Source organism: Streptomyces sp. NBC_01013, assembly GCF_045162765.1.
In the GTDB taxonomy this organism is placed as follows: Bacteria; Actinomycetota; Actinomycetes; order Streptomycetales; family Streptomycetaceae; genus Streptomyces.
The window spans coordinates 1,013,386-1,033,911 of the sequence record NZ_CP108687.1; the positions used below are offsets into that span (position 1 = coordinate 1,013,386).

Below are 20,526 nucleotides of genomic sequence, written 5' to 3' on the forward strand. Positions count from 1 at the left end.
CGCATCTGGGCCTCCCGGTGTGTGCATGGTGGGTCCTTGACCATGTGCAGGACTGGCTGGGCGCCGGGCGGATTCCGGCTGGGCCGGCCCGCGCAACCGTCAAACCTGGACCCGTTCCGTTCTCGCCGGAGTCTCCACGATCGCTTCACGCGGCGGGGACCGTGATCACTGGGCAATGCGCTCGGTGCAGCAGACCGTGAACGACGGAGCCGACGCGCATGCCGCTGTAGCCGCCTTGCCCCCTGCGTCCGACCACCACGGCCAGGGCATGCTCGGCAGCGTCTGCCAGAACCTCAACGGGCGATCCGGTCAGCACCTCGTGGTGCAGCCGGACATCCGGGTACTTCTCCGCCCAGCCGGCCACGGTCTCGGACAACAGGCGGCGCTCGGCCTGAAGGTGCTCATCGCCCCTGCGGAGTGAGAAGACCTGGGGCTGCCACACTGCGAGGGCACGCAGTGCGCAGCCGCGCAGGTCGGCCTCCTCGAACGCGAAGGTCAAGGCTTCCTTCGAGGACTCGCTCCCGTCCACCCCCACCACCAGATACTGCGGCTCCTGGGTGCGGTGCTCCGCGTCGCCGACGACGACGACCGGGCAGTGCGCCTGCGCGGCAACGGGGACAGCGAGAGAGCCGGCGCTGAGGAACTCCTCGGCACGGTTCAGGTGCCGCGAGCCGAGCACCACCATGCGCGCGTTCTTCGACAGATGCGCCAGTGCCGGCCCCGGGCGTCCGCCCAGAAGCGAAGCCGTTGTCGCCACGTCCGGCCACCGGGCGTGCGACCACGCGTCCGCCGCCGCCAGCGCATCCGCACCGGCCCGTTCGAGTTCCATCTGATGAGGGGTGTCGTCCACGTGCTGGGCGTCGTGCTGGGGCGGCACCACAACGACGAGCCGCAGCGTCGACCGGCGGCGACGGGCCTCGTCCACGGCCCACGCCAGAGCCAGGTGCCAGTCCTTCACGGGGTCGATACCGACGACGATCTGACGGCCATCCACGTTGCTGCTCATGACAGGCTCCCCATGTCCGGTTCGGAGCGGGCGCCGAGTCCGGCTGAGCGGTGTGTGAGCCGAGGGGCAAAGCCGGTGCCTCGTGGTCCGGTCCGGTTGGTGCGGGCGCCAAGGCACGCACGTGATCTCAGGCTGCCATCGCAGGCCGCGCCGGTCAGGGGCCTCCCGGGGCAAGACGGGGCCCAAAGGTCCCCTCGCGGCGGCGGTCCGGACCGCAAGGCGGTGCGGACCGGACCGGTCGGCCCGCGCCGGGACCGTTTCGCCCCGGGCCCCGGTGGGCTGCATGGGCCGGTCGGTCCACAGGAAGGTCCCTGGCGGGCCCATCCGGCTTCCTTGGCCAGGTGAGATGGTGGAAGAGCCCATTCAAGTCAAGGGGTGCCCATGTCCGTAGCGACTCCTCGACCCGTCCGAACCGGCCCCCGGCCTGCGCTGCTCACCTTCCTGGGCGGAGTGGGAACCGTGACCGGAAGCAAGTTTCTGATCGAGGGCGACCGCTCCCGCATACTCGTCGACTGCGGCCTCTTCCAGGGTTTCGCGGACCTGCGACGGCGCAACTGGGAGAAGTTCGCCCGGGACGCGGGCGACATCCACGCCGTGGTCGTCACCCATGCGCACCTGGACCACTGTGGCTATCTGCCACGGCTGGTCCGGCAGGGATTCCGGGGACCGATTCTCATGAGTGCCGACAGCGCCCGTCTCGCGGAGATCGTCCTGCGTGACAGCGCCCGCCTCCAGATGGAAGCCGCCGGACACGCGAACGAGCACGGCTGGTCGAAGCACCACCCGGCGGAACCCTTGTACGACGCCGCCGACGTGGAGAAGACCCTGACCTACTTCGACCCCATACCTGTCGCCGACGAGACCGAGATCGAGGCCGGTATCCGCGTGACCCTGCACCGCGCGGGTCACATCCTCGGCGCCGCGTGGGCACACCTCACCATGGAGGACGGACACAGCGTGGCCCTGTCCGGCGACCTAGGCCGGCCCGGGCACCCCCTGCTCCTGCCGCCGGAGCCGTTCTCGGGTGCCGACGTGCTGCTGGTGGAGTCCACCTACGGTGACCGCCGCCATGACCAGGAGGGCGGCAGGTCCGCCTTCGCCTCGGTGATCGCGCGCACGGTTTCCCGGGGAGGAACCGTCGTCATTCCCGCCTTCGCGATCGACCGCACGGAGGTCGTCCTGCACGAACTGGCCGGACTGCGGAGCAACGGCGTGCTGCCGGGATCCGTGCCGATCTACGTCGACAGCCCCATGGCACTGGCCGGCCTGGACGTGTATCGGGACGCGCTGCGCGGTCGTTCCCCCGAGTTGCGGCCCGAGGTCCTCGACCAGGGGTCGAAAGCGCTGAGCCCGGAACCCTTCCTGGCCGCCCGGACGGTGCAGGAGTCCATCGCCATCAACAGGTCACGGGGCCCGTGTGTCATCGTCTCCTCGGCAGGCATGGCCACGGGCGGCCGTGTCCTGCACCATCTGCACCGGCTACTGCCCGATCCCCGCAACAGTGTGGTCATCGTGGGCTTCGCCGCCGCCGGAACCCGTGCCAGAGACCTGGTGGACGGTGCTCGCGCCCTCAAGATGTTCGGTGAATACGTTCCCGTACGCGCCGAAGTGGCCGACGTGCCGCACTTCTCCGCGCACGCCGACGCCGGCCAGATTCTCGACTGGCTGCGCGACGCACCACCCCCGCACACCACTTACCTCGTTCACGGCGAGGAGGCGGCATCAGCGGAGCTGCGCGCCCGTATCGACCACGAGCTGGGCTGGACCGCCGTCGTCCCCCGCTCCGGTGAGGCGGTTCTGATCCGATGACGAACCGCCCTCGCCCACGGCTCACCACAAGTCGAACCATCGGCTCCCCCTGAGGACGAAGCCATGACCACACGCCCCTACAACGTCGCCGACGTCATGACGAAGAAGGTCGTGGCGGTCGCACCAGGCGCCGGGTTCAAGGAGATCGTCGAAGCCATGGCCCGGTGGAAGGTCACCGCCCTCCCCGTTCTCGAGAAGGACCATCGTGTCATCGGGGTGGTCTCGGAAGCCGACCTGCTCCCCAAGGAAGAGTTCCACGAGAGGGGTCCCGGTCTCATCGAGCAGATGCACCGCCTGGGAGACACGGGGAAGGCGGGCTCGCTGTGTGCCGGAGACCTGATGACCAGTCCGGCCGTCACCGTCTCCCCCGACACGCTTCTGCCACAGGCCGCACGCCTCATGGCCACCCACCGCATCAAACGCCTCCCGGTCGTCGACATGGGCGTGCTGGCGGGCATCGTGAGCAGGTCCGACCTGCTGAAGGTGTTCCTCAGGCCGGATTCCGAACTCGCCGACGACATTCGGCATCAGGTCATCGAGCGACTCTTCCCCCTGCAGTCGGCCCACGCACGGGTGGAGGTCACCGACGGCGTCGTGACCCTGTCCGGCGAGGTACACGACGGGACCCTGATACCGGTGGCCGCCCGGCTGGCGCAAGCGGTTGAGGGCGTCGTGGACGTCCGGTGCGAACTCACCGTTGCCGAATCTGCCTGAAGCGGCTCACCGCTGGCCGGCTGCCCGTGCCTGCGGGGACGCGTCGATGCCGACGACAACGGCCCCGAGTTCCGGGCGGCCGGGAACATCGCTGGTCAAGGCTCCTCCCCGGGCGTTGCCCGGGGCTACTCGACCACCGTTGCACCGAGCGGCAACAAACGAGGAGGGCCCTTCGGCCCCGATCGACACCTGTCGGCCCTCCCGCTGCCGAAAGCACCCCGCAAGGCTGGATACGTGGTTCCTCATCCGGAACCTGGTCCAAGGAGGCCCTGTCATGACTCGTCACGTCACCGTCGGAGTGGACGGCTCGCCCGAAAGTGCTGCGGCAGCGCGATGGGCCGCTCGGGAGGCCGCGCTACGGAACGTGCCACTGCTCCTTCTGCATGTGGAAGAGGCGCCGATCAGCCCCGAGACGCCACGGGACTTTGCCCGGGCGGAGGCCGACCACACCGAGAGCCTGCTGCGCGACGCCGCGGACCGGGTCCGCAGCGACCATCCCGGCCTTGAGGTCACGACCGCTGCGAAGCCCGGGCGAGCGGCCGATGAACTCACCAGCGCCGCGAACGATGCCGAGGTGATGGTGCTGGGGTCACGAGCACTCGGCAGGGCGGCCGGTTTCCTCGCAGGCTCGATCTCCCTCCCGGTGGTCGCCACCTCGCGCCAACCGGTGGTCCTCGTACGAGCGGAAGGCGCCACGGAGCCTCGCTCGCCGACTGAAACGATCGGCACTGCGGACTCGGACATACTTCTCGGGCTGGACATCCGTCATCCGTGCGACCCGCTCATCGCCTTCGCATTCGGCGAGGCCTCACGCACGGGCAACGATCTCAGGGTCGTACACAGCTGGTCCCTGCCGGCCGCGTACGGATACGCCGCGATCATGGACCCGGGCATCGGCATCGAACTCGAACAGCGTGTCGCTGAGGGGCTGGCAGACATGCTCCGGCCCTGGCGGTCCAGGTTCCCGGAGGTCACGGTAACGGAGAAGGCGGTAACCGGCCCGGCGGCGGCTGAACTGATCCACGCTTCCCGGGGTGCCGCCCTCCTCGTGGTCGGACGCCGCAGCCGGGGCGGGCTCGCGGGATCCCGCCTCGGCCACGTCGCCCAGGCCGCGATCCATCACAGCGGCACACCGGTCGCCGTCGTCCCGCACGAGTGAGCACCGGCGGAACAGGGCCGGCTCGGCGTGCTCCGAGCTCGGCTGATCGCCGCCCCCTCCCCGCCGGGTATCCGCAGGTCCCCGTCCTGCGGACGCCGGTCGTCGCAGTGACGTTTACGAACACGGTTTCGCTTGGTTGGGGGAGGGACCGAAAGGGGTTCCCCGGGCGCCCGACCGAGGCTCCCGGAGATGACAGCTGGGGGCTGCGGTGGGTTCGGGTGAGGAACAGAGGCGTCTCTTGGCTGCGGGTGAGATGCGCGTAGGGGTGGCTGAGTTCGTACGGCGGGTGACAGCTCGGAACCGGTTGCCCCTGGACTACTCGGTGGCGAGCCTCCGTGTGGTGGACCGCATCACCGATGGGCTTCGCGGTGCGGGGCCGGAGCAGCGGAACGTGGCACGTGAGCTGTTCTGGCTCGGGGCCTATGCGGGCGAGGTGTTCGTCCGGAGGGCCGGCGCGCAGTGGGTGGATTTCGACCGGGGCCAGCAGGAACTCTTCGGTCAGATCGTGGGTGTCCGGATGCCTGACGGGCGGGTGTGGAACCCGATCGGGAAGGTGGCCAATCGGTTCGTGGCCGGTCAGGAGGAGTCCGTGCAGCAGATGTACTTGCTGCTCCATGGCCGCGTACCGATGAAGGCCGCGCGGTGAGCGCACATCCCGTTCAGGGAGCGGCCGTTGACGCGAAGCTTCCGCTTGCTGTGACATTTCTGTGTGTCAGGACGCAGAAGGACGAGGGGGAGCACGCTGGACGATCGAAGAGGCACGTGTGGGCAGGGGCGGGGACCGGGGTCGTACACAGGCGTACGACGTAGAGCTCGGGATGGCTGTATCGCTGGCTCAGCAGGGGGATGAGGACGGATTCGCAACGGCGTACCGGCTCGTCCACCCGGGGCTCCTCGGATACGTGCGCGGGCTCGTCGGGGACGACGCGGAGGACGTCGCATCGGACGCCTGGCTGGAGATCACCCGGGACCTGGGGCGATTCCGCGGCGATGGCACGGGGTTCCGCGGCTGGACGGCCACCATCGCGCGCCACCGGGCCCTGGACCACCTTCGCAAGCAGAAGCGAAGGCCTCGTACGTCTCTGATCGAGCAGGACGTCCTGGAACTGCCCGGGCGGGGTGACACGGTGGATGCTGCGCTGGAGTCGTTGTCGACGCAGTGGGCACTGGGACAGCTCCGCAAGCTCCCGCCCGACCAGGCGGAGGCTGTTCTGCTGCGGGTGGTGGTGGGGCTGGACGGACCTGCCGCGGCGCGAGTGCTGGGCAAGCGGCCGGGCGCGGTGCGGACGGCCGCTCATCGCGGGTTGAAGCGCCTGGCGGAGCAGTTGCTTTCGGGCGGCGGCCCGGAGGGTGTGGCAGATGCGGCGCGGGGCGTTGTGAAGGATGAGACATGAGTCGCAAGGCGGAAGAGACGAATCCGGCACTCGTCACACCCGAGATCGAGGCGCTCGCGGATGCTCTGCGAGGCAAGGTCGGACCGGCGGATGTCGAGCGGGCCCTCGCGGCCTTCCGTGAGGCGGGCAACGCGGCCACGGGCACGGGCTCGCTCGGACGCCGACGGCGCGGCGACTGGCGTCCGGTCCACCGCAGGTTTCCCACGCGTGTTTCGCTGCGGATGGCACTCGGAGCTCTCCTCGCCGTGACCTTGGGCGGGGTGGCACTGGCCGCCGGCACGGGTCTGCTCCCGCATCCACTCGCCCCGGCCGAAAGCCCTGGGCCTCCGCCTGGGGTTCATGCCCCGCGCACTCCCGGCAGCACCGGTGCGGGGCCGGGCGGGGCCACCCCGTCACCGGCACCCACGACCCCGGAGTCGCCCACGCCCTCGGGGCCGGCCACCTCGCACGATCCGGCACCGGGCAACCGTGTCGCGCTGTGCCACGCGTGGACCCGGGGGAACGGCAAGCACCAAGGCGCGGCCTTCCGGCGGCTGGCGGAGGCCGCGGGCGGAGACGACGCGGTGGACGCCTACTGTGCCACGTCGTCAGGTGCGGACGACGCTGCTCCTTCGGCGCCCGGGAAGTCGGCGGGGGCGCCTGCGGCGGGGCCGTCGAAGGACCGTCCGGCGGCTTCTCCCTCACGCGGCGGGAGCCCGGAGCACACCCCCGGCGCCGGTCAGCGTGCGTAGCCGGCCCGGCGGCTCCGCCGACCGGCCAGAACGCAGACGCCGCCACCGAGGGTGACCAGCACTCCGAGCACCACCGCCAGCCCGAGCTTGACCGGGGCGCCGCCGCTCTTGAGTGCGCGGCCCTGGACGGCGGTGGCGGGAACGGTGCCGGAGCTCTCGCTCAGGAAGTACCGCGAGTCGTTCGAGTTCCCCCGGTTGTCGCCCAGGAGGAACATGCGTCCGGCCGGTACCTTCACGTCGTAGGGTGCTGTGTCGAACCGGGAATCCGTCTCCTTCACGTAGGGCTCGTCCACCGGCGTTCCGTTGATGGTCAGAACCCCGTCGGCGAAGGCGACGCGGTCGCCACCGAGTCCGATGACGCGCTGCAGGACCGGCATGCCGTTGTAGCGGTCCGGGACACCGAAGAGCACGACGTCCCCTCTCCTCACGTCGTCGCCACTGGATCGCTCGACCGATACGCGGGCGCCCTCGCGGTACGTGGGTTCCATTGCGCCTCCGGCTGTGACCACCGTGTAGGAACTCAGAACGGTCCAGAGCGCCCCGACGGCTGTGAGGGCCCCCAGGGCCGCCAGGAGTATCCCCGTGATCAGCAGCCGGCGGCCGCCGCGCGGGCGTTGGACTTCAGTCATGATCTCTCCGTCAGTGTGCTGGGCCGACGCGTCAGCCGATGGCGATGCGAGGATGGGCTCCGGGCTGGATCCAGGCCATGATCCTGTCCATCGTGGCGCGCGGTACCGAGACGCAACCCGCCGTCGCACCGCTCCCGTTGACGTGGAGGAAGATCCCGGCCCCGCGTCCTGGGGTGGCGGGCCAGCGGTTGAAATTGATGACCAGTGCCTTTGCGTACTGGGCCGGGTAGTTGACGAGGTGCTCGCTGCCTCGATCTCCGGTCTCCACGAGAGGGAAGTCGGCCCCGGCTGCGGAGTGCATCGAGTTGTAGTACGCCGACTCGGGGTCCTCCACCCACCAGTGGGAGGAGTTGACCCGCGTGTAGGGCATGCTCGTGCCGCCGCTCTCGACACCGAATCCTTCGGTGATGGTGTAAGTGCCGGCAGGAGTCGTGTACGTGCTCTGCCTGCGGGTCGCGCCGTCGGTGACGCCGTTCGAACCGACGCGCCCGCCGGCCGAGATCGCGGCCTTCCAGCCGGATGCACCCTTGGCCCAGGCCGTGACCGTGGCGTACGACCCACTCGCCTTCACCGTGATGATCTGGGTGGAGTTGCCCACGCTCACGGGAACGGGAAACGACGGTGCCGCAGGTGCTGCGGTCTTCGTCTCGCCCGTCCCGGCTGCTGCTGTCGTCCGTCGCGTGGCGGCGACCGGCCCGGTCGATTCCGGGGATGCCTTCGTGGCGGTGGACGCGGACGGGGACGCGGACGGGGACGCGGACGCGGACGCGGACGGGGATGCCGTGGCCGAAGCCGCTGACGACGGGCTCGGGGAGGGCGACTTGCCGGTGGGCAGCTGCTTCGCGGGGCCGGGGGTGGCTTCGCCGACCGACTCGGCCTGCCCCTGCTGTCCGCATGATGCCGTGAGCACCACCGCACTTGCCACGACCAGCAGGGCGGAGACCCGACGCGAAATGGGCTGCACTGTGTATTCCTTCGTGTGTGAACGGCAGTGGGCATGGGTGGGCCGGGTGAGAGGGTGCGGCGGGCCCGCCCGGAGGCGGGAACGGCGGCAGTGTGCACGGCACCTGTGCGGGCCGGCGCGGCCGATGCGCTCTCCCGCGGACTGGCCGGCGGTCAGGGCGACCCGGTCCAGCACGACGTCGCCGCCCCACCGAGGCACGCAAGGCGCGGGAGGGGATGGGACGGCTTCACGATTCCCCCTGCGCCGGGGCAGCCGCGTCCGTGGTGTTCTCGGGGGCCGGCAGTGCGCCCTGACAGGTGGCACGCCCGTAGGAGCCGTAGGCGGTCGCGGTCTGGACGTGCCGTCCGCGCACGGCGAGAGCGCAGCGGGCCTGTCCGCCCTCGGCGTCGAGCGTGATGGTGACGATGGGCGACTTGCCCAGCGGGACACGCACGGTCTTCTTCCACGGCAGGGAGACCCGGCGGGCCACCACGGCCGTTCCGGATTCGCTCCGGGCCTGATAGGTCAGATCGGCGGTCCCCTCACCGGTGACCTCGTACGTCACCGCAGCCGTCGGCCGCTTCGGTTCGACGCTCCGCTCCTCGGTGTCGAGCACCCCGTACAGGACGAGGCCGGCGCACGCGGCGAGGAGCAGGGCCCCGACGGCGATGCCGCGCCGGTCGACGCGTCGGCCGGCCGCGCTCTCGGATTGCGGGGGCTCAGCCTCCGCAGGTGCGGGAGCCGGCGCCGGGCGGTCCGTCGCTGAGGGCTCTGGCTCTTCGGTCGGTGGCATGCGGCGTCCCGGCTTTCCTGAGGCGTTGGTCGACTCCGCGCTATTGCTCAGCCGCGGGCCGGGCGGTTATACCCCAGGCGCAGCCCGCAATACCACTGGAAGGAAATAGCGGGCGAATCACCCCCGGAATCCGGGGTCAACTGTCCGCATTGTTCCTTGGCTTGACGTCCGCGCATTCCGGTGACTAGACATCACCCACCTCCGCCGAGCGGCAACTCGCCCGGGTGAACGCCCTGTTCACAGGAGGGCTCAATCATGCATCCGGTCGGCCCGAGCCGATCGGAGGTTCGGCGTGTCCGCATTTCCCCTCCTGCCCAGCCTTTCGCGCGCGCGGGGCGCGGAGCGCCGTAATGGAAAGGGAATCAGGACGTGAAAGTCCGCTACGGGAGACTCGTCTCCTGCATGGCCGTCGCCGCAGTGGTGAGTACGGGGCTACCCCAGCTCGCCTATGCGGCACCGGCTTCATCCGCTGGTCAGGACGATGGCAAGGGTGTCGTCGACACCATCAAGGGCTGGTTCTCCGAGGACGACGGGGAGGGTGCGTCGCAGCCGTCGGCGGGTGGAAAGCTGGCGATCCCCAGCCGTGAGAAACTGCCGAAGGGGAAGGAATCCGCCTCGGCCCGCCGCGTCAAGGAACTGACGTCGCGGCGTACCGAGCACGCGCGGTTCTGGGAGTTGTCGGACGGCCGTGTTCAGGCCGAGGTTTCGGCGGTTCCGACCGGCTACGACGCCGGCAAGGGAAAGACGAAGTCCTGGAAGCTGATCGACACCGGTGTATCCGCCACGGATGCCGGGGGATTCGATTTCTCCAACACGTCCAATTCGGCGCGCAGCTGGTTCGGGTCCGATCCCGGGAAGCTGCTGAAGTTCCAGGCCGGCCAGGACGGGCCCGCTGTCACCCTCGGCCTTGAGGGTGCGGCATCGAAGTCGGTGAGCCCTGCGGCGAAGGGCTCCACGGTCACGTACAAGGACGTGGCCGCGGGCGGCGCGGATCTGCAGTACCAGGTGGGGCCGGGCCATGTGAAGGAGAACATCCTCCTGTCCCGGGCACCCACCGGGCCGGTGTCGTACACCTTCACCCTGGACGCGGGTGGCCTGACCCCGAAGGCCCGCAAGGACGGGTCGATCGCGCTGTTCGGCGAGCTGCCGAACACGCCGGTGATGACGATCCCGGCCGCGTACATGACGGACACCCGCAAGGACGCCTCCTCCCCGTACGGGCTCGCCTACAGCGCACGGGTCGGCCAGAAGCTGGTGCGGGACGGCGACGACTGGAAGATCGTCATCACGCCGGACGCGAAGTGGCTGGCGTCGGGCAGGCGCCAGTACCCGGTCACGATCGACCCGACGATCACCATCACGCCGTCGGCGGCGCAGTCGCAGGACACGATGGTCCTGTCCGACCAGCCCTCGGCGAACTTCAACAACACCTGGAAGCTGTCCGCGGGCAAGACCGACACGGGCATCTCCCGCTCGCTGATCAAGTTCCCGATCAGCGAGATCCCGACCGGGACGAAGATCGACACGGCGCGTCTGGAGATGTACTACGACCAGACGCACACCACCAACGCCAACGATGTCACCATAGAGGCGCACCGGGCGACGGGTGCCTGGGACGAGTCGACGGCGACCTGGTCCAACACCAGCGCCCTTTCGGGCGAGTTGTCGGGCACCACGTACCAGATCGACGACGGTGACGCCGGCACGGCCGCGGTCGGCGAGTGGCCCAAGGCCGCCACGACCGGCGGTGCGGCCACCGGCGACGACTACGCGTACAACAAGAACGCCGCCACCGGCGAGACGTACGCGTGGCAGCCGCAGATCCCCGAGACCGCGTCCTACCAGGTCGAGGCGCACTTCCCGCCCGCGTCCGACGCGGCGACCGCGGCCCCGTACACGATCAGCCACCGCGACGGCACCGCGACCGGCACGGTCAACCAGACCGGCACCGCGGCAGCGTGGAAGCCGGTCAGCACCACGCAGTACTACTTCGCCCGCGGCAACACCGGCAAGGTGGTCCTGGGTGACACGGGCAGCTCCACCACGCGCAACATCGCCGACTCCATCCGGCTGGTGAACCCGGCCCAGATCGTCAAGAACACCGGCGAGTACAACGCGTGGCACAAGTTCCCGGTGACCGACACCGTCCAGAAGTGGCTCTCGGGCACCGCCGTCAACCACGGCTTCGTGCTCCAGGCCAAGGACGACACCGCCGCGGCCACCCTCACCGGCGGCCCCCGCTACGAGGCCGGCGACGGCTCCACGTACGGCGACGAGACGGCAAGCTTCCCGCGGCTCACCATCACCTACGGCAAGATCGGCTCCACGCTGGACTCGCCGACGGTCGTCCACGACACCGGCCCCGAGCTGAACTGGTCGGCGTACGCGAACAAGTCCGGCGACAGTGGCCAGGACATCGTCGAGTACCAGCTGCACCGCTCCACGCAGCAGGTGTTCACCCCGTCCGCCGCGACCCTGGTCGCCCCGGTGGACAAGGCAGCCACCGCCTACACCGACACCACCGCCACGCCGACACCCCCGACCTCGGCTGAGGAGATCAGCCGCACGTACTACTACCAGATCGCGGTCAAGACGAAGGACGGCTCGCTCATCGGGTCGCCCACCCGCGTGGTCGGCGTTCCCAAGTCCGGCCGCACCATGAAGCTGGTCCAGGGCACGGCCGGCGGCGTCACCGACACCACGCTCTCCTCCCAGCAGCCCACCACCAACCAGGACACCATCCAGTCCTTCGGTGTGGGCCAGAATTGGCTCAGCGTCGGCAACAACTCCGGCACCTACGGAAAGACCCGCACCGCCCTGAAGTTCCCCACGGCTTCCATCCCGACGACGGCCACCGTCCTTGAGTCGAAGCTGTACATGTGGGGCGCGGAGACCACCACGGACACCGACGGTGCGATCTACGAACTGCACGGTCTGACCAAGGACTTCGCGGAGACGACATCGACGTGGAACAGTGCCGCGACCGGCACCGCGTGGACCGCGCCGGGCGGTGACTTCTCCGGAACCGTCTCCGACACCGTCGCACAGGTCGAGGAGGTCGGCCGCCACTGGTGGGACGCCACCTCCCTCACCCAGGGCTGGGTCAAGACACCCACCAGCAACAAGGGCGCCCTGGTCAAGCTCAAGGACGAGACCACCACCGGGCCGCAGGAACGCACCCTGTTCCTCTCCTCGGAGGGCGACGACCAGCAGCTCGGCCCGCTGCTGCGCGTCATCTACGTGGACGCCACCACGGAGAACACGTACTACGCACCGCAGACACCGGCCCGCATGACACCGAACTCCACCTACACGGTGGACATGACGGTCACCAACACCACCAACGCGGCGTGGGCGGCAGGTGAGCGGGTGCTCTCGTACACCTGGAAGCTCCCCGACGGCACCGACGTCACCACCGGCGGCAACCAGGTCAAGACCGCCATCCCGGCCCTCGCCCCGGCAGCATCCGCGACGGTCAAGGCCCAGGTCACGACGCCGATCAACTCCGACTCGGGCAACAAGCGCACCGAGTACGTCCTGGGCTGGGACATCCAGAAGGTCTCCGACAGCACCTGGCTGTCCGCCGGAACCGGCGGCATCCCCTCGCTGAAGCAGAACGTGGCGGTGGAGGACCCCACGTCCAACGCGCTCGGCCTGGAGAAGTTCTACTCCTACACGGGCAAGAACACCGGCGCCGGCTCTACGGTGATGAACAACCTGGCGGCGGGCAACTCCGTCTGGTCGTACAACGCCTTCACGAACCCGGGCCGCGGCCTCACCACGTTCGCACGGTTCTCGTACAACTCCCTCGACACCTCCGACACGGTGTCCGGCGCGGGCTGGTCGGCGCAGGCGGCAGGGCCGGTCCGGCTCGGCGCCCCGCTGGACTTCCACCCCAACCCGAACCCGACGGAGATCCGCCTCCCCGACGGGGACGGCACCACGCATGTCTTCCGCAAGCAGCCGGACGGCACATGGAAGGCCCCTGCGGGCGTTCACTACAAGGTCACGATGAAGTCGGGCCTGGACTGCACCCCGAACAAGGACCCGATCCCCGACGCGTGGACGCTGACGCGCCCCGACGGCACGCGCTTCCTGTTCGGCTGCGACGGCTACATGACGTCCGCGGTCGACAAGAACGGCAACACGCAGACGTACACGTACGAGGAGCGCAAGTCCAACAACAAGCCGACGAAGTTCCTCACCTACATCACGGACCCGGCGTCCCGGCAGTCGTTGACGGTCGACTACTACAAGAAGGGCGACGCGTCGTACGACTACATCGACGACACGGGCGCCAAGGTCACCGACACGAAGCTCAGCAACTCCAAGATCTACGACCACGTGAAGTCCATGACGGACATCTCGGGCCGCAAGGTCTCCTTCTACTACACGGACAAGGGCCTGCTGGGCCAGTTCGTGGACGGTGACGGCTCGGCGCAGCCGAAGGTCTTCGCCTTCACCTACGACGCCACGCAGGGCAACAAGAACGTCAAGCTGGTCAAGGCCACCGACCCGCGCGGCAACTCGACGTCGATGTCGTACTACGCGCCCTCGACCGGCGACGACCCGCACTACCACTGGTGGACGAAGACCATCACCGACCGCGTCGCCGGTGACACGGGCTTCGCGTACGCGGTGAACGCGACGAACGCGAAGTTCACCGACGCGACAGTGACGGACGCCGAGTCCCACGCGACGAAGTTCGTGACGGATGACTTCGGACGCCCGGTGCAGACGACGAACGCCAAGTCGCAGGCCACCAAGATGGCGTGGGACGCCGACAACAACGTCGTGTACCTGGAGGAGGCGAACGGCGCCAAGTCCGCCTACTGCTTCGACCAGAAGACGGGCTTCCCGCTGTGGTCGCGCAATCCGGAGAGCAACAAGGCAGGCGTCCCGCCGTCCTCGGACTGCGCGCCGGGCACCTATCCGGCGGACTCGCAGCAGTACACGTACCAGACACGCCTCGACGGTTTCTCGGCCGACCTGTTCACGAAGACGTCGCCCGAGGGGCGCAAGTGGCAGTTCGGCTGCGACTCGTTCGGCAACCTGAAGACGGTCACTGACCCGAAGGGCGTCGCCACGGCGACGGCCGGGGACTACACGACCGCGTACGCGTACGACGCCTACGGTCAGATGACCGGGACGACGGATGCCAACGGGCATGCCTCGACGAACAGCGACTTCGGACCGACCGGCTATCCGAAGACCATGACCGACGCTCTGAACAAGGCGACGACGTACGTCTACGACGAGCGCGGCCAGGTCACCGAGGTCACCGACGCACTGGGCAAGAAGACCACGCAGACCTATGACGTCTACGGCCGTCCGCTGGTCAGCACGGTTCCCAAGGACCAGGCCGCGGGCGAGCTGATCACGGCTCCGGCGCCCGTGTACGACGCCAACGACAACACCACGAAGACCACCGCGCCGGACGGAGCCGTGTCGACCGCGGTGTACGACAGCGCGGACCAGATCAAGTCGGCGACCGCGCCGGCGAACAACAACACGAGTCCGCGCACCTCGACGTACACGTACGACAAGGTCGGCAACCTGAAGACGACGACCGAGCCCAAGGGCACGGCCACCACGTCGGACGCCACCGACTACATCGCCACCAACTACTACGACGAGATCTACCAGCTGGCGTCGGCGGTCAACGCGGCCGGTGACAAGGTCTCGTACGTCTACGACAACGTCGGCAACGTCACCACGGTCGTCGACCCGAAGAAGAACGCGACCGCGGACACCACGGACTACACCACCAAGAAGGACTACGACCTCAACCACCGAGTCGTCCAGGTCACCGACGCGGCCGGGAAGTTCACCAAGCAGACCTTCGACAAGGACGGGCTGCCCCTCACCACGACGGACAAGGAGAACCGGACCACCACCGTCACCTATGACGAGCGTGGCAAGAAGACCGAGGTCAAGGCGCCCTACGACGGCACCAGGACACGGTCGACGAAGTACGAGTACGACCAGGTCGGCAACGCGACCAGGGTGACCACACCGCGCGGCACCGCCACTGCCGCGGCCGACGACTTCGTCTCCCGCACCGAGTACGACGCTCTGAACCGGCCGGTCAAGCAGTACCAGCCCTACGATCCGGCCGACAGCCGCTACAACGACCCGAACGTCTACACGCGCACGGACTACGACGCCGTGGGCCGCGTCTCCAAGACGTCGATGCCACCGTCCGAAGGCGAGAGCGTCCGCAACGACACCACGCAGGACTACTTCGACAACGGCTGGGTGAAGAAGTCCACCGACCCGTGGTCGATCGTCACCGACTTCGACTACGACAAGCTGGGCAAGCAGGCCACTCGCACCATCTCGGCGGCGGACGGCTCGGCCAACCGCACCATGACCTGGTCGTACTACCCTGACGGGTCACTGAAGAACCGGGCGGACGACGGCGTTCCGGTCGGCCAGGCAGTCGTCCTGGTCGACAACTCCGACACCCAGAACACTTCCTCCACCGGCACCTGGACGCCGGCGGACGCCACCGGGCAGCAGGGCTACGACCACCGCACCCACGCGGCCGGCGCGGGCACCGACGCCTACACCTGGACGCTGAACATACCCAGGGACGGCAGCTACACCGCGTACGTGAAGTACCCGAAGGTGACCGGAGCCGCCACCGCGGCGAAGTACACGCTCACCCACGGCACGACCACCGAACCGGCCGTCACCAAGGACCAGAACGCGAGCACCGGCACCTGGGTGGGGCTCGGCACCTACACTCTCAAGCAGGGTGAGGACGCCAAGCTCAAGCTGGATCAGAACAGTGCCGGGACCGTCGTCGCGGACGGCGTCAAGCTGGTGCGCAGCACCGCCGGCGAAACCGACGCCGAGAAGCACGACTACGCCTACACCTACGACCTCAACGGCAACCTGACCAAGATCGACGACACGTCGTCCACGGCGAAGATCGACGCCTACACGGTCTCCTACACGGGACTGAACCAGGTCGCGAAGGTCACCGAGACACTCGCCGGGCAGGACAAGAAGTCCACGACGTACACGTACGACGCCAACGGCCAGGCCGACACGGTCACCCACCCCGACCAGTACTCCAAGTACAGCTACGACCTGCGGGAACTGGTCAGGACGGTAACGGTCGGCAAGACGGCCGCGGACGCCGATCCGAAGGTCACCTCGTACACGTACACCGACCGCGGCCTCAAGCTGAAGGAGACCAAGGGCAACGGCAACACCGTCGACTACACGTACTACGACGACGCCGCGCCGAAGACCACCACGGAGAACAAGCCCAACGGCACCCTCGTCTCCTCGCACACCTACGCCTATGACGCCGACGGCAACAAGGCGCAGGACCTCGCGAAGAAGATGAACGCCGACAACCGCTCGGCATACCTGTCGTCGACCACGGACTACACCTACGATCCCGTGGACCGGCTCGCCAAGTCGGTCAAGACGGGCACCGGGGCCGGCACCGAGACGTACGTCCACGACGACAACGCCAACGTCATCAGCCAGACCGTCAAGGGCGTCACCACCGCCTACGAGTACGACCGCAACCGGCTGCTCACCGCGAGCAGCGACGGAAGCACGGCGAACTACACCTACGACCCGTTCGGCCGTCAGCAATCCACCACCAGCGGTGGCAAGGTCATCGACCGGAAGGTGTACGACGGGTTCGACCACGTCGTGGAGTCCCAGAAGGCCGACGCCACGGGGACGCTGAAGTCCACCACGTACGTCTTCGACCCGCTCGACCGCACCTCGTCCAAGACGTCGGACGGCAAGACGACCGATTTCGACTACCTCGGCCTGTCCAACGAGGTGCTGGACGAGAAGGTCGGCAGCGACCTGACCAAGTCGTACCAGTACAGCCCCTGGGGCGAGCGTCTGTCGCAGATCAAGCACAACGACGACGGCACGTCCGAAGACGGCTACTACGGCTACAACAGCCGTACCGACGTCGAGACCCTGACCGACGAGAACGGTGATTCGAAGGCGACGTACGGCTACACCGCCTACGGCAACAACGACGACGCCGAGTTCACCGGTATCGACAAGCCCGACGCGGCCGACCCCACGAAGGAGGAGTACAACCCGTACCGCTACAACGCCAAGCGCTGGGACGCCCAGTCCGGTACGTACGACATGGGCTTCCGCGACTACAGCCCGGGGCTCAACCGGTTCACCACCCGTGACATGTACAACGGTGCCCTCGCCGACATGAGTCTCGGCGCGGACCCGTACACGGGCAACCGGTACGCCTTCACCGGCGGCAATCCGGTGAGCCGGACCGAACTCGACGGCCACGACTGGCTCGACCCGATCAAGAACTTCTTCTCGGGCGGCGCGAAGGTCGCCACGAAGGCGCCCAAGGGCGTGTTCACCGCGGTCGAGGTGTTCCTCAACGGCATTGGGTGGAACACCCCCACCGCGCCCAACGGCGTCGAGTCGGACCCCGGGGACTCCCCGGACTACAACAAGGGACTGCTCCTCAAGCCGGACTCCGCGAAGGAGTGGCAGCCGGCCGACACCCTGTTCCCGTTCACCCGTGACGACTGCGCGGCCGGCCAGAGCATGACGTACTACGCGCCGCTCGACAAGCAGGGCAGGGCCCAGGGTGCCTACGCGTGCCTCACTGCCGGTGGCTTCAACTACACGGACAAGGAGGGCAACACGATGCTGAACACTCCGGACACGGAGATCATGGGCAGCAACGCGCCCTGGCCTCCGTCCACACCGGGGTTCTTCGAGAACGCCCCGCCCGGATTCAAGCTGGGGAACAAGCCCCAGATGAACCGCGGGCACCTTCTCGCCCGTCAACTCGGAGGAAGCGGCACGGACCGGCGCAATTTGGTCCCGCTGTATCGCACCGCGAATTCACCGGAGATGTCGACACAGGAGCAGAAGATCGCGGACTCCATCGCCGCAGGAAATACCGTCTATTACTCCTCCGTGCCGGTGTGGGGCAGCGACAGCAATCCCATTCCGCTCGGTGTTACCATGACGGCCTATACGTCCACCGGGGCCAGAATTGTCGATCAGACGATCTGGAACAGGCCCTGACCAAGGCGTAGTCAGTAAGTAGATCGCGTGGAGGGGTGCACATGGAATGGGTCGAACGCCTGGTGACGGCCACGGGCTGGGATGGCGAAACCGGCGATCCCGACTGGTCCGGAACCGAGGAATTCCTGGGCACCCCTCTCCCCGATGATTTCAAGGAACTGCGTCGCCGCTTCGCACCCTGGGGGGCCTTCAGCGACCATCTCCTGGTCCTTGAGGCGAACGAGGATTCGGAGTCGGTGCGCACCACTCACGCGACACTGCTCAAGTCGGTGTCGACGAACCCGGACAACCGGCGGATGTTCGAACCCACCGGCCTTCTCGGTGCGAACGAGGACAAACCGGGAACCGGTCTTGTGCAGTGGGGCTATTCCTTCATCGAGGAGGAGTTCTACTGGCTGGCCGACACATCGGAAGACCCGGCCACATGGCCGGTGATCGCCCGAGTAGACCCGCTGGAACCATTCCAGCGTTTCGACATGTCGGCCTCAGAATTCATCTACCGCGTTCTCACGGAGACGGAATTCGCACCCTTCGGTGTAGCCACGTCGATCCCCTCGCCCTATTTCCGGGCACTTTGATCCTGCACCGCAGACCGGCCCGTTCGGCATCACGGCCCGCCCGTTTCGACCCGGGCGGGCCGTGATGCATGCGTCGCCTCTACGACTGCCCCGGACGGGACTTCGGCCCGCTCGGATACCGTCGGCGTGCGGGAGTAGCGGCGTGCGGCTCAGGCCGACAGATGACTCAGCACCGAGCGCATCGCCCGGCGCACCGCCTCACGCGACTCCTCCGTCGGGTCGAGGGTTTCGAAGGCATGGCGGCCGTTCGGTACGTCGACCACCTCCACGTCCGCCCCGTGCTTCGCGGACGCGTCCAGGAACTCCTCCACGGTGGCGGCGATCCCCGGCGACTCGCGCCCCACGCGCGTGATCACGACAGGCAGGGTGCCCGCGCCCGACACCGCTTCCGCCGGACGGAACCGGCCGTCCACCGGCCCCCAGCCGGGCAGCGGGACCAGGACCGGGTAGGAGGCCGCCAGGCAGCGGAGCCAGGCTGGCGGCTGCCTCAGCCAGTCAGCCGAGATCAGACTGCCGCCCGAGAAGAACCAGAGCGCGATCCGGTCCGCGTCCACCCGGGGATCGGCCCGGACCAGCTCCACCGCGGCCGCCACGTCGGCAGCGGCGCGCGGGTAGTCGGCCATGTCGTGCAGACGGTGGTCGAGGGTCACACCGACCGCCCCCTCCGCGGCCGCGTACCGCGCGTACCCCTGCAGGACAGGCCAGTCGCGCGGCGTCGGCAGGACACCGGCGGGCACCGGGCCACCGTGCACGAACACCAGCGCCGGGCGGGGCCCCTGCGCGTCCGGTACGTACAGATCGACGTTTCCGGCCCGTTCGCACGGGGACTCCGGTACGTCCAGCAGGAACGGCCTCAGGTGCGCCGGCGGCTCCGCGGAGCTGGGGGCCGCCAGGTGGTGTCCCTCGCCTGCCGCAGCCCGCAGCAGGATGTCGGCGAGTTCGGCCGGGAGTGACAGCATCGGCCAGTGACCGGTGGGGAGTTCGAAGAACGACACCCGAGGATCGGCCAGCGGCAGGAGGGCGGGGTCACCGAAGTCCACGCGCTGCTGTACCAACTCGATGCTTGAGCCGTTCGCTTGGCACAGCACCCCGGTGACGGGCAGCGCGGCCACCTCACCACTCAGTCGCAGCGGCTGGAGCAGCGTACCCAGTGGCTGGGGCGAGGCACGTTCGGTGAGCCGGTCCAGCGCCGATTCGGGGATGCCGACAGTGCTGCCCCACCGCTGCCATTCGTCGCGGGCCGGGGCGGCCAGGCGCGGGTCGGCCCCCTCCGCACCGGCACGCTCGACCACTTCCGCGCGCGCGGACGGGTCCGCGACGACGGCCAGCGCCGGCACTCCGTCCTGGCCCGGCCCCGTGTCCAGGCAGACGATCCGGCCGACGCGCCCCGCGCGGCGGTCGGCGGCGCCCAGCACCGGGTAGGTCCCGTAGTCGTGGCCGACCAGGACGATCTCCTGATCCGGTCCGGCCTCCGCGCTCACCGAGTCGATCAGCGCGAGCACATCCTCGATGTGCGTCTCCAGGTCGACTGCGGCGAAGGCGTCGACGGCGTCGCTCACGCCACCGCCTGCCGCGCCGAGGCCGGTGAGCGCCGCCCGATGCACCCCGGCGCCCGCCGAGGCCAGGGCCGCAGCGGTGTCGTCCCATACGTGTGTGCCGGTGAACATGCCGGACACCAGGATGAATTCGGTCATGACCCTCTCCTCCGCGATCCTC

The 20,526-nt window shown here is 68.6% G+C and carries 13 protein-coding genes; 8 read left to right on the forward strand and 5 right to left on the reverse strand.

The genetic code is table 11. From position 1 onward, the window contains the following. Positions 1 to 145 precede the first annotated feature (145 nt). A complete protein-coding gene (locus OG538_RS04325) occupies positions 146 to 1,006 on the reverse strand; it encodes a universal stress protein (protein WP_406090299.1) in 861 nt (286 codons plus the stop codon). Positions 1,007 to 1,465: 459 nt separating this feature from the next. Here OG538_RS04325 and OG538_RS04330 point away from each other — a divergent pair, with 459 nt between their 5' ends. From OG538_RS04330 to OG538_RS04355, 6 genes are all read left to right on the forward strand, one after another. Beyond that, positions 1,466 to 2,815, forward strand: a complete 1,350-nt coding sequence (locus tag OG538_RS04330; RefSeq protein WP_406090301.1) for an MBL fold metallo-hydrolase RNA specificity domain-containing protein — start codon at positions 1,466 to 1,468, stop codon at positions 2,813 to 2,815. 63 nt (positions 2,816 to 2,878) lie between these two features. Beyond that, positions 2,879 to 3,529: a CBS domain-containing protein gene (locus OG538_RS04335; protein WP_406090303.1), complete on the forward strand. Its 651-nt coding sequence runs from the start codon at positions 2,879 to 2,881 to the stop codon at positions 3,527 to 3,529. Between the two features lie 274 nt (positions 3,530 to 3,803). Continuing rightward, positions 3,804 to 4,688, forward strand: a complete 885-nt coding sequence (locus tag OG538_RS04340; protein WP_406090304.1) for a universal stress protein — start codon at positions 3,804 to 3,806, stop codon at positions 4,686 to 4,688. 286 nt (positions 4,689 to 4,974) lie between these two features. Further along, positions 4,975 to 5,334: a hypothetical protein gene (locus OG538_RS04345; protein WP_406090306.1), complete on the forward strand. Its 360-nt coding sequence runs from the start codon at positions 4,975 to 4,977 to the stop codon at positions 5,332 to 5,334. A 118-nt stretch (positions 5,335 to 5,452) separates the two neighbouring features. Further along, entirely contained in the window at positions 5,453 to 6,082 is a 630-nt protein-coding gene (locus tag OG538_RS04350) for an RNA polymerase sigma factor (protein WP_406090308.1), read from the forward strand. Continuing rightward, positions 6,079 to 6,813 (forward strand): hypothetical protein, encoded by a 735-nt coding sequence (locus tag OG538_RS04355; protein ID WP_406090310.1) that lies wholly within the window; start codon positions 6,079 to 6,081, stop codon positions 6,811 to 6,813. The genes OG538_RS04350 and OG538_RS04355 overlap by 4 nt, the downstream gene beginning before the upstream one ends. On the opposite strand, the gene lepB is transcribed toward OG538_RS04355, so the two are convergent. From lepB to OG538_RS04370, 3 genes are all read right to left on the reverse strand, one after another. Beyond that, positions 6,801 to 7,442 carry a signal peptidase I gene (gene lepB / locus OG538_RS04360; RefSeq protein ID WP_406090312.1) on the reverse strand — a complete coding sequence of 214 codons (642 nt, stop codon included), beginning with the start codon at positions 7,440 to 7,442 and terminating at the stop codon, positions 6,801 to 6,803. The two genes, OG538_RS04355 and lepB, sit on opposite strands and share 13 nt — an antisense overlap. A 31-nt stretch (positions 7,443 to 7,473) precedes the next feature. Next, positions 7,474 to 8,406, reverse strand: coding sequence for a L,D-transpeptidase (locus OG538_RS04365; RefSeq protein ID WP_406090314.1), 933 nt, complete (start codon positions 8,404 to 8,406; stop codon positions 7,474 to 7,476). 226 nt (positions 8,407 to 8,632) lie between these two features. Further along, entirely contained in the window at positions 8,633 to 9,178 is a 546-nt protein-coding gene (locus tag OG538_RS04370) for a hypothetical protein (protein ID WP_406090316.1), read from the reverse strand. A gap of 402 nt (positions 9,179 to 9,580) precedes the next feature. On the opposite strand from OG538_RS04370, the gene OG538_RS04375 reads away from it, so the two are divergent. Together OG538_RS04375 and OG538_RS04380 are read left to right on the forward strand one after the other, a co-directional pair. Beyond that, the gene (locus OG538_RS04375; protein ID WP_406099978.1) at positions 9,581 to 18,232 is read left to right on the forward strand and encodes a DNRLRE domain-containing protein; all 8,652 of its coding nucleotides are present in this window, start codon (positions 9,581 to 9,583) and stop codon (positions 18,230 to 18,232) included. 41 nt (positions 18,233 to 18,273) lie between these two features. After that, a complete protein-coding gene (locus OG538_RS04380) occupies positions 18,274 to 18,810 on the forward strand; it encodes a hypothetical protein (protein WP_406090318.1) in 537 nt (178 codons plus the stop codon). A gap of 149 nt (positions 18,811 to 18,959) precedes the next feature. Here the strand turns inward: OG538_RS04380 and OG538_RS04385 are convergent, their stop codons facing one another. Beyond that, complete coding sequence (locus OG538_RS04385; protein ID WP_406090320.1) at positions 18,960 to 20,504, reverse strand: alpha/beta fold hydrolase; 1,545 nt, start codon at positions 20,502 to 20,504, stop codon at positions 18,960 to 18,962. Between the last annotated feature and the right edge of the window lie 22 nt (positions 20,505 to 20,526).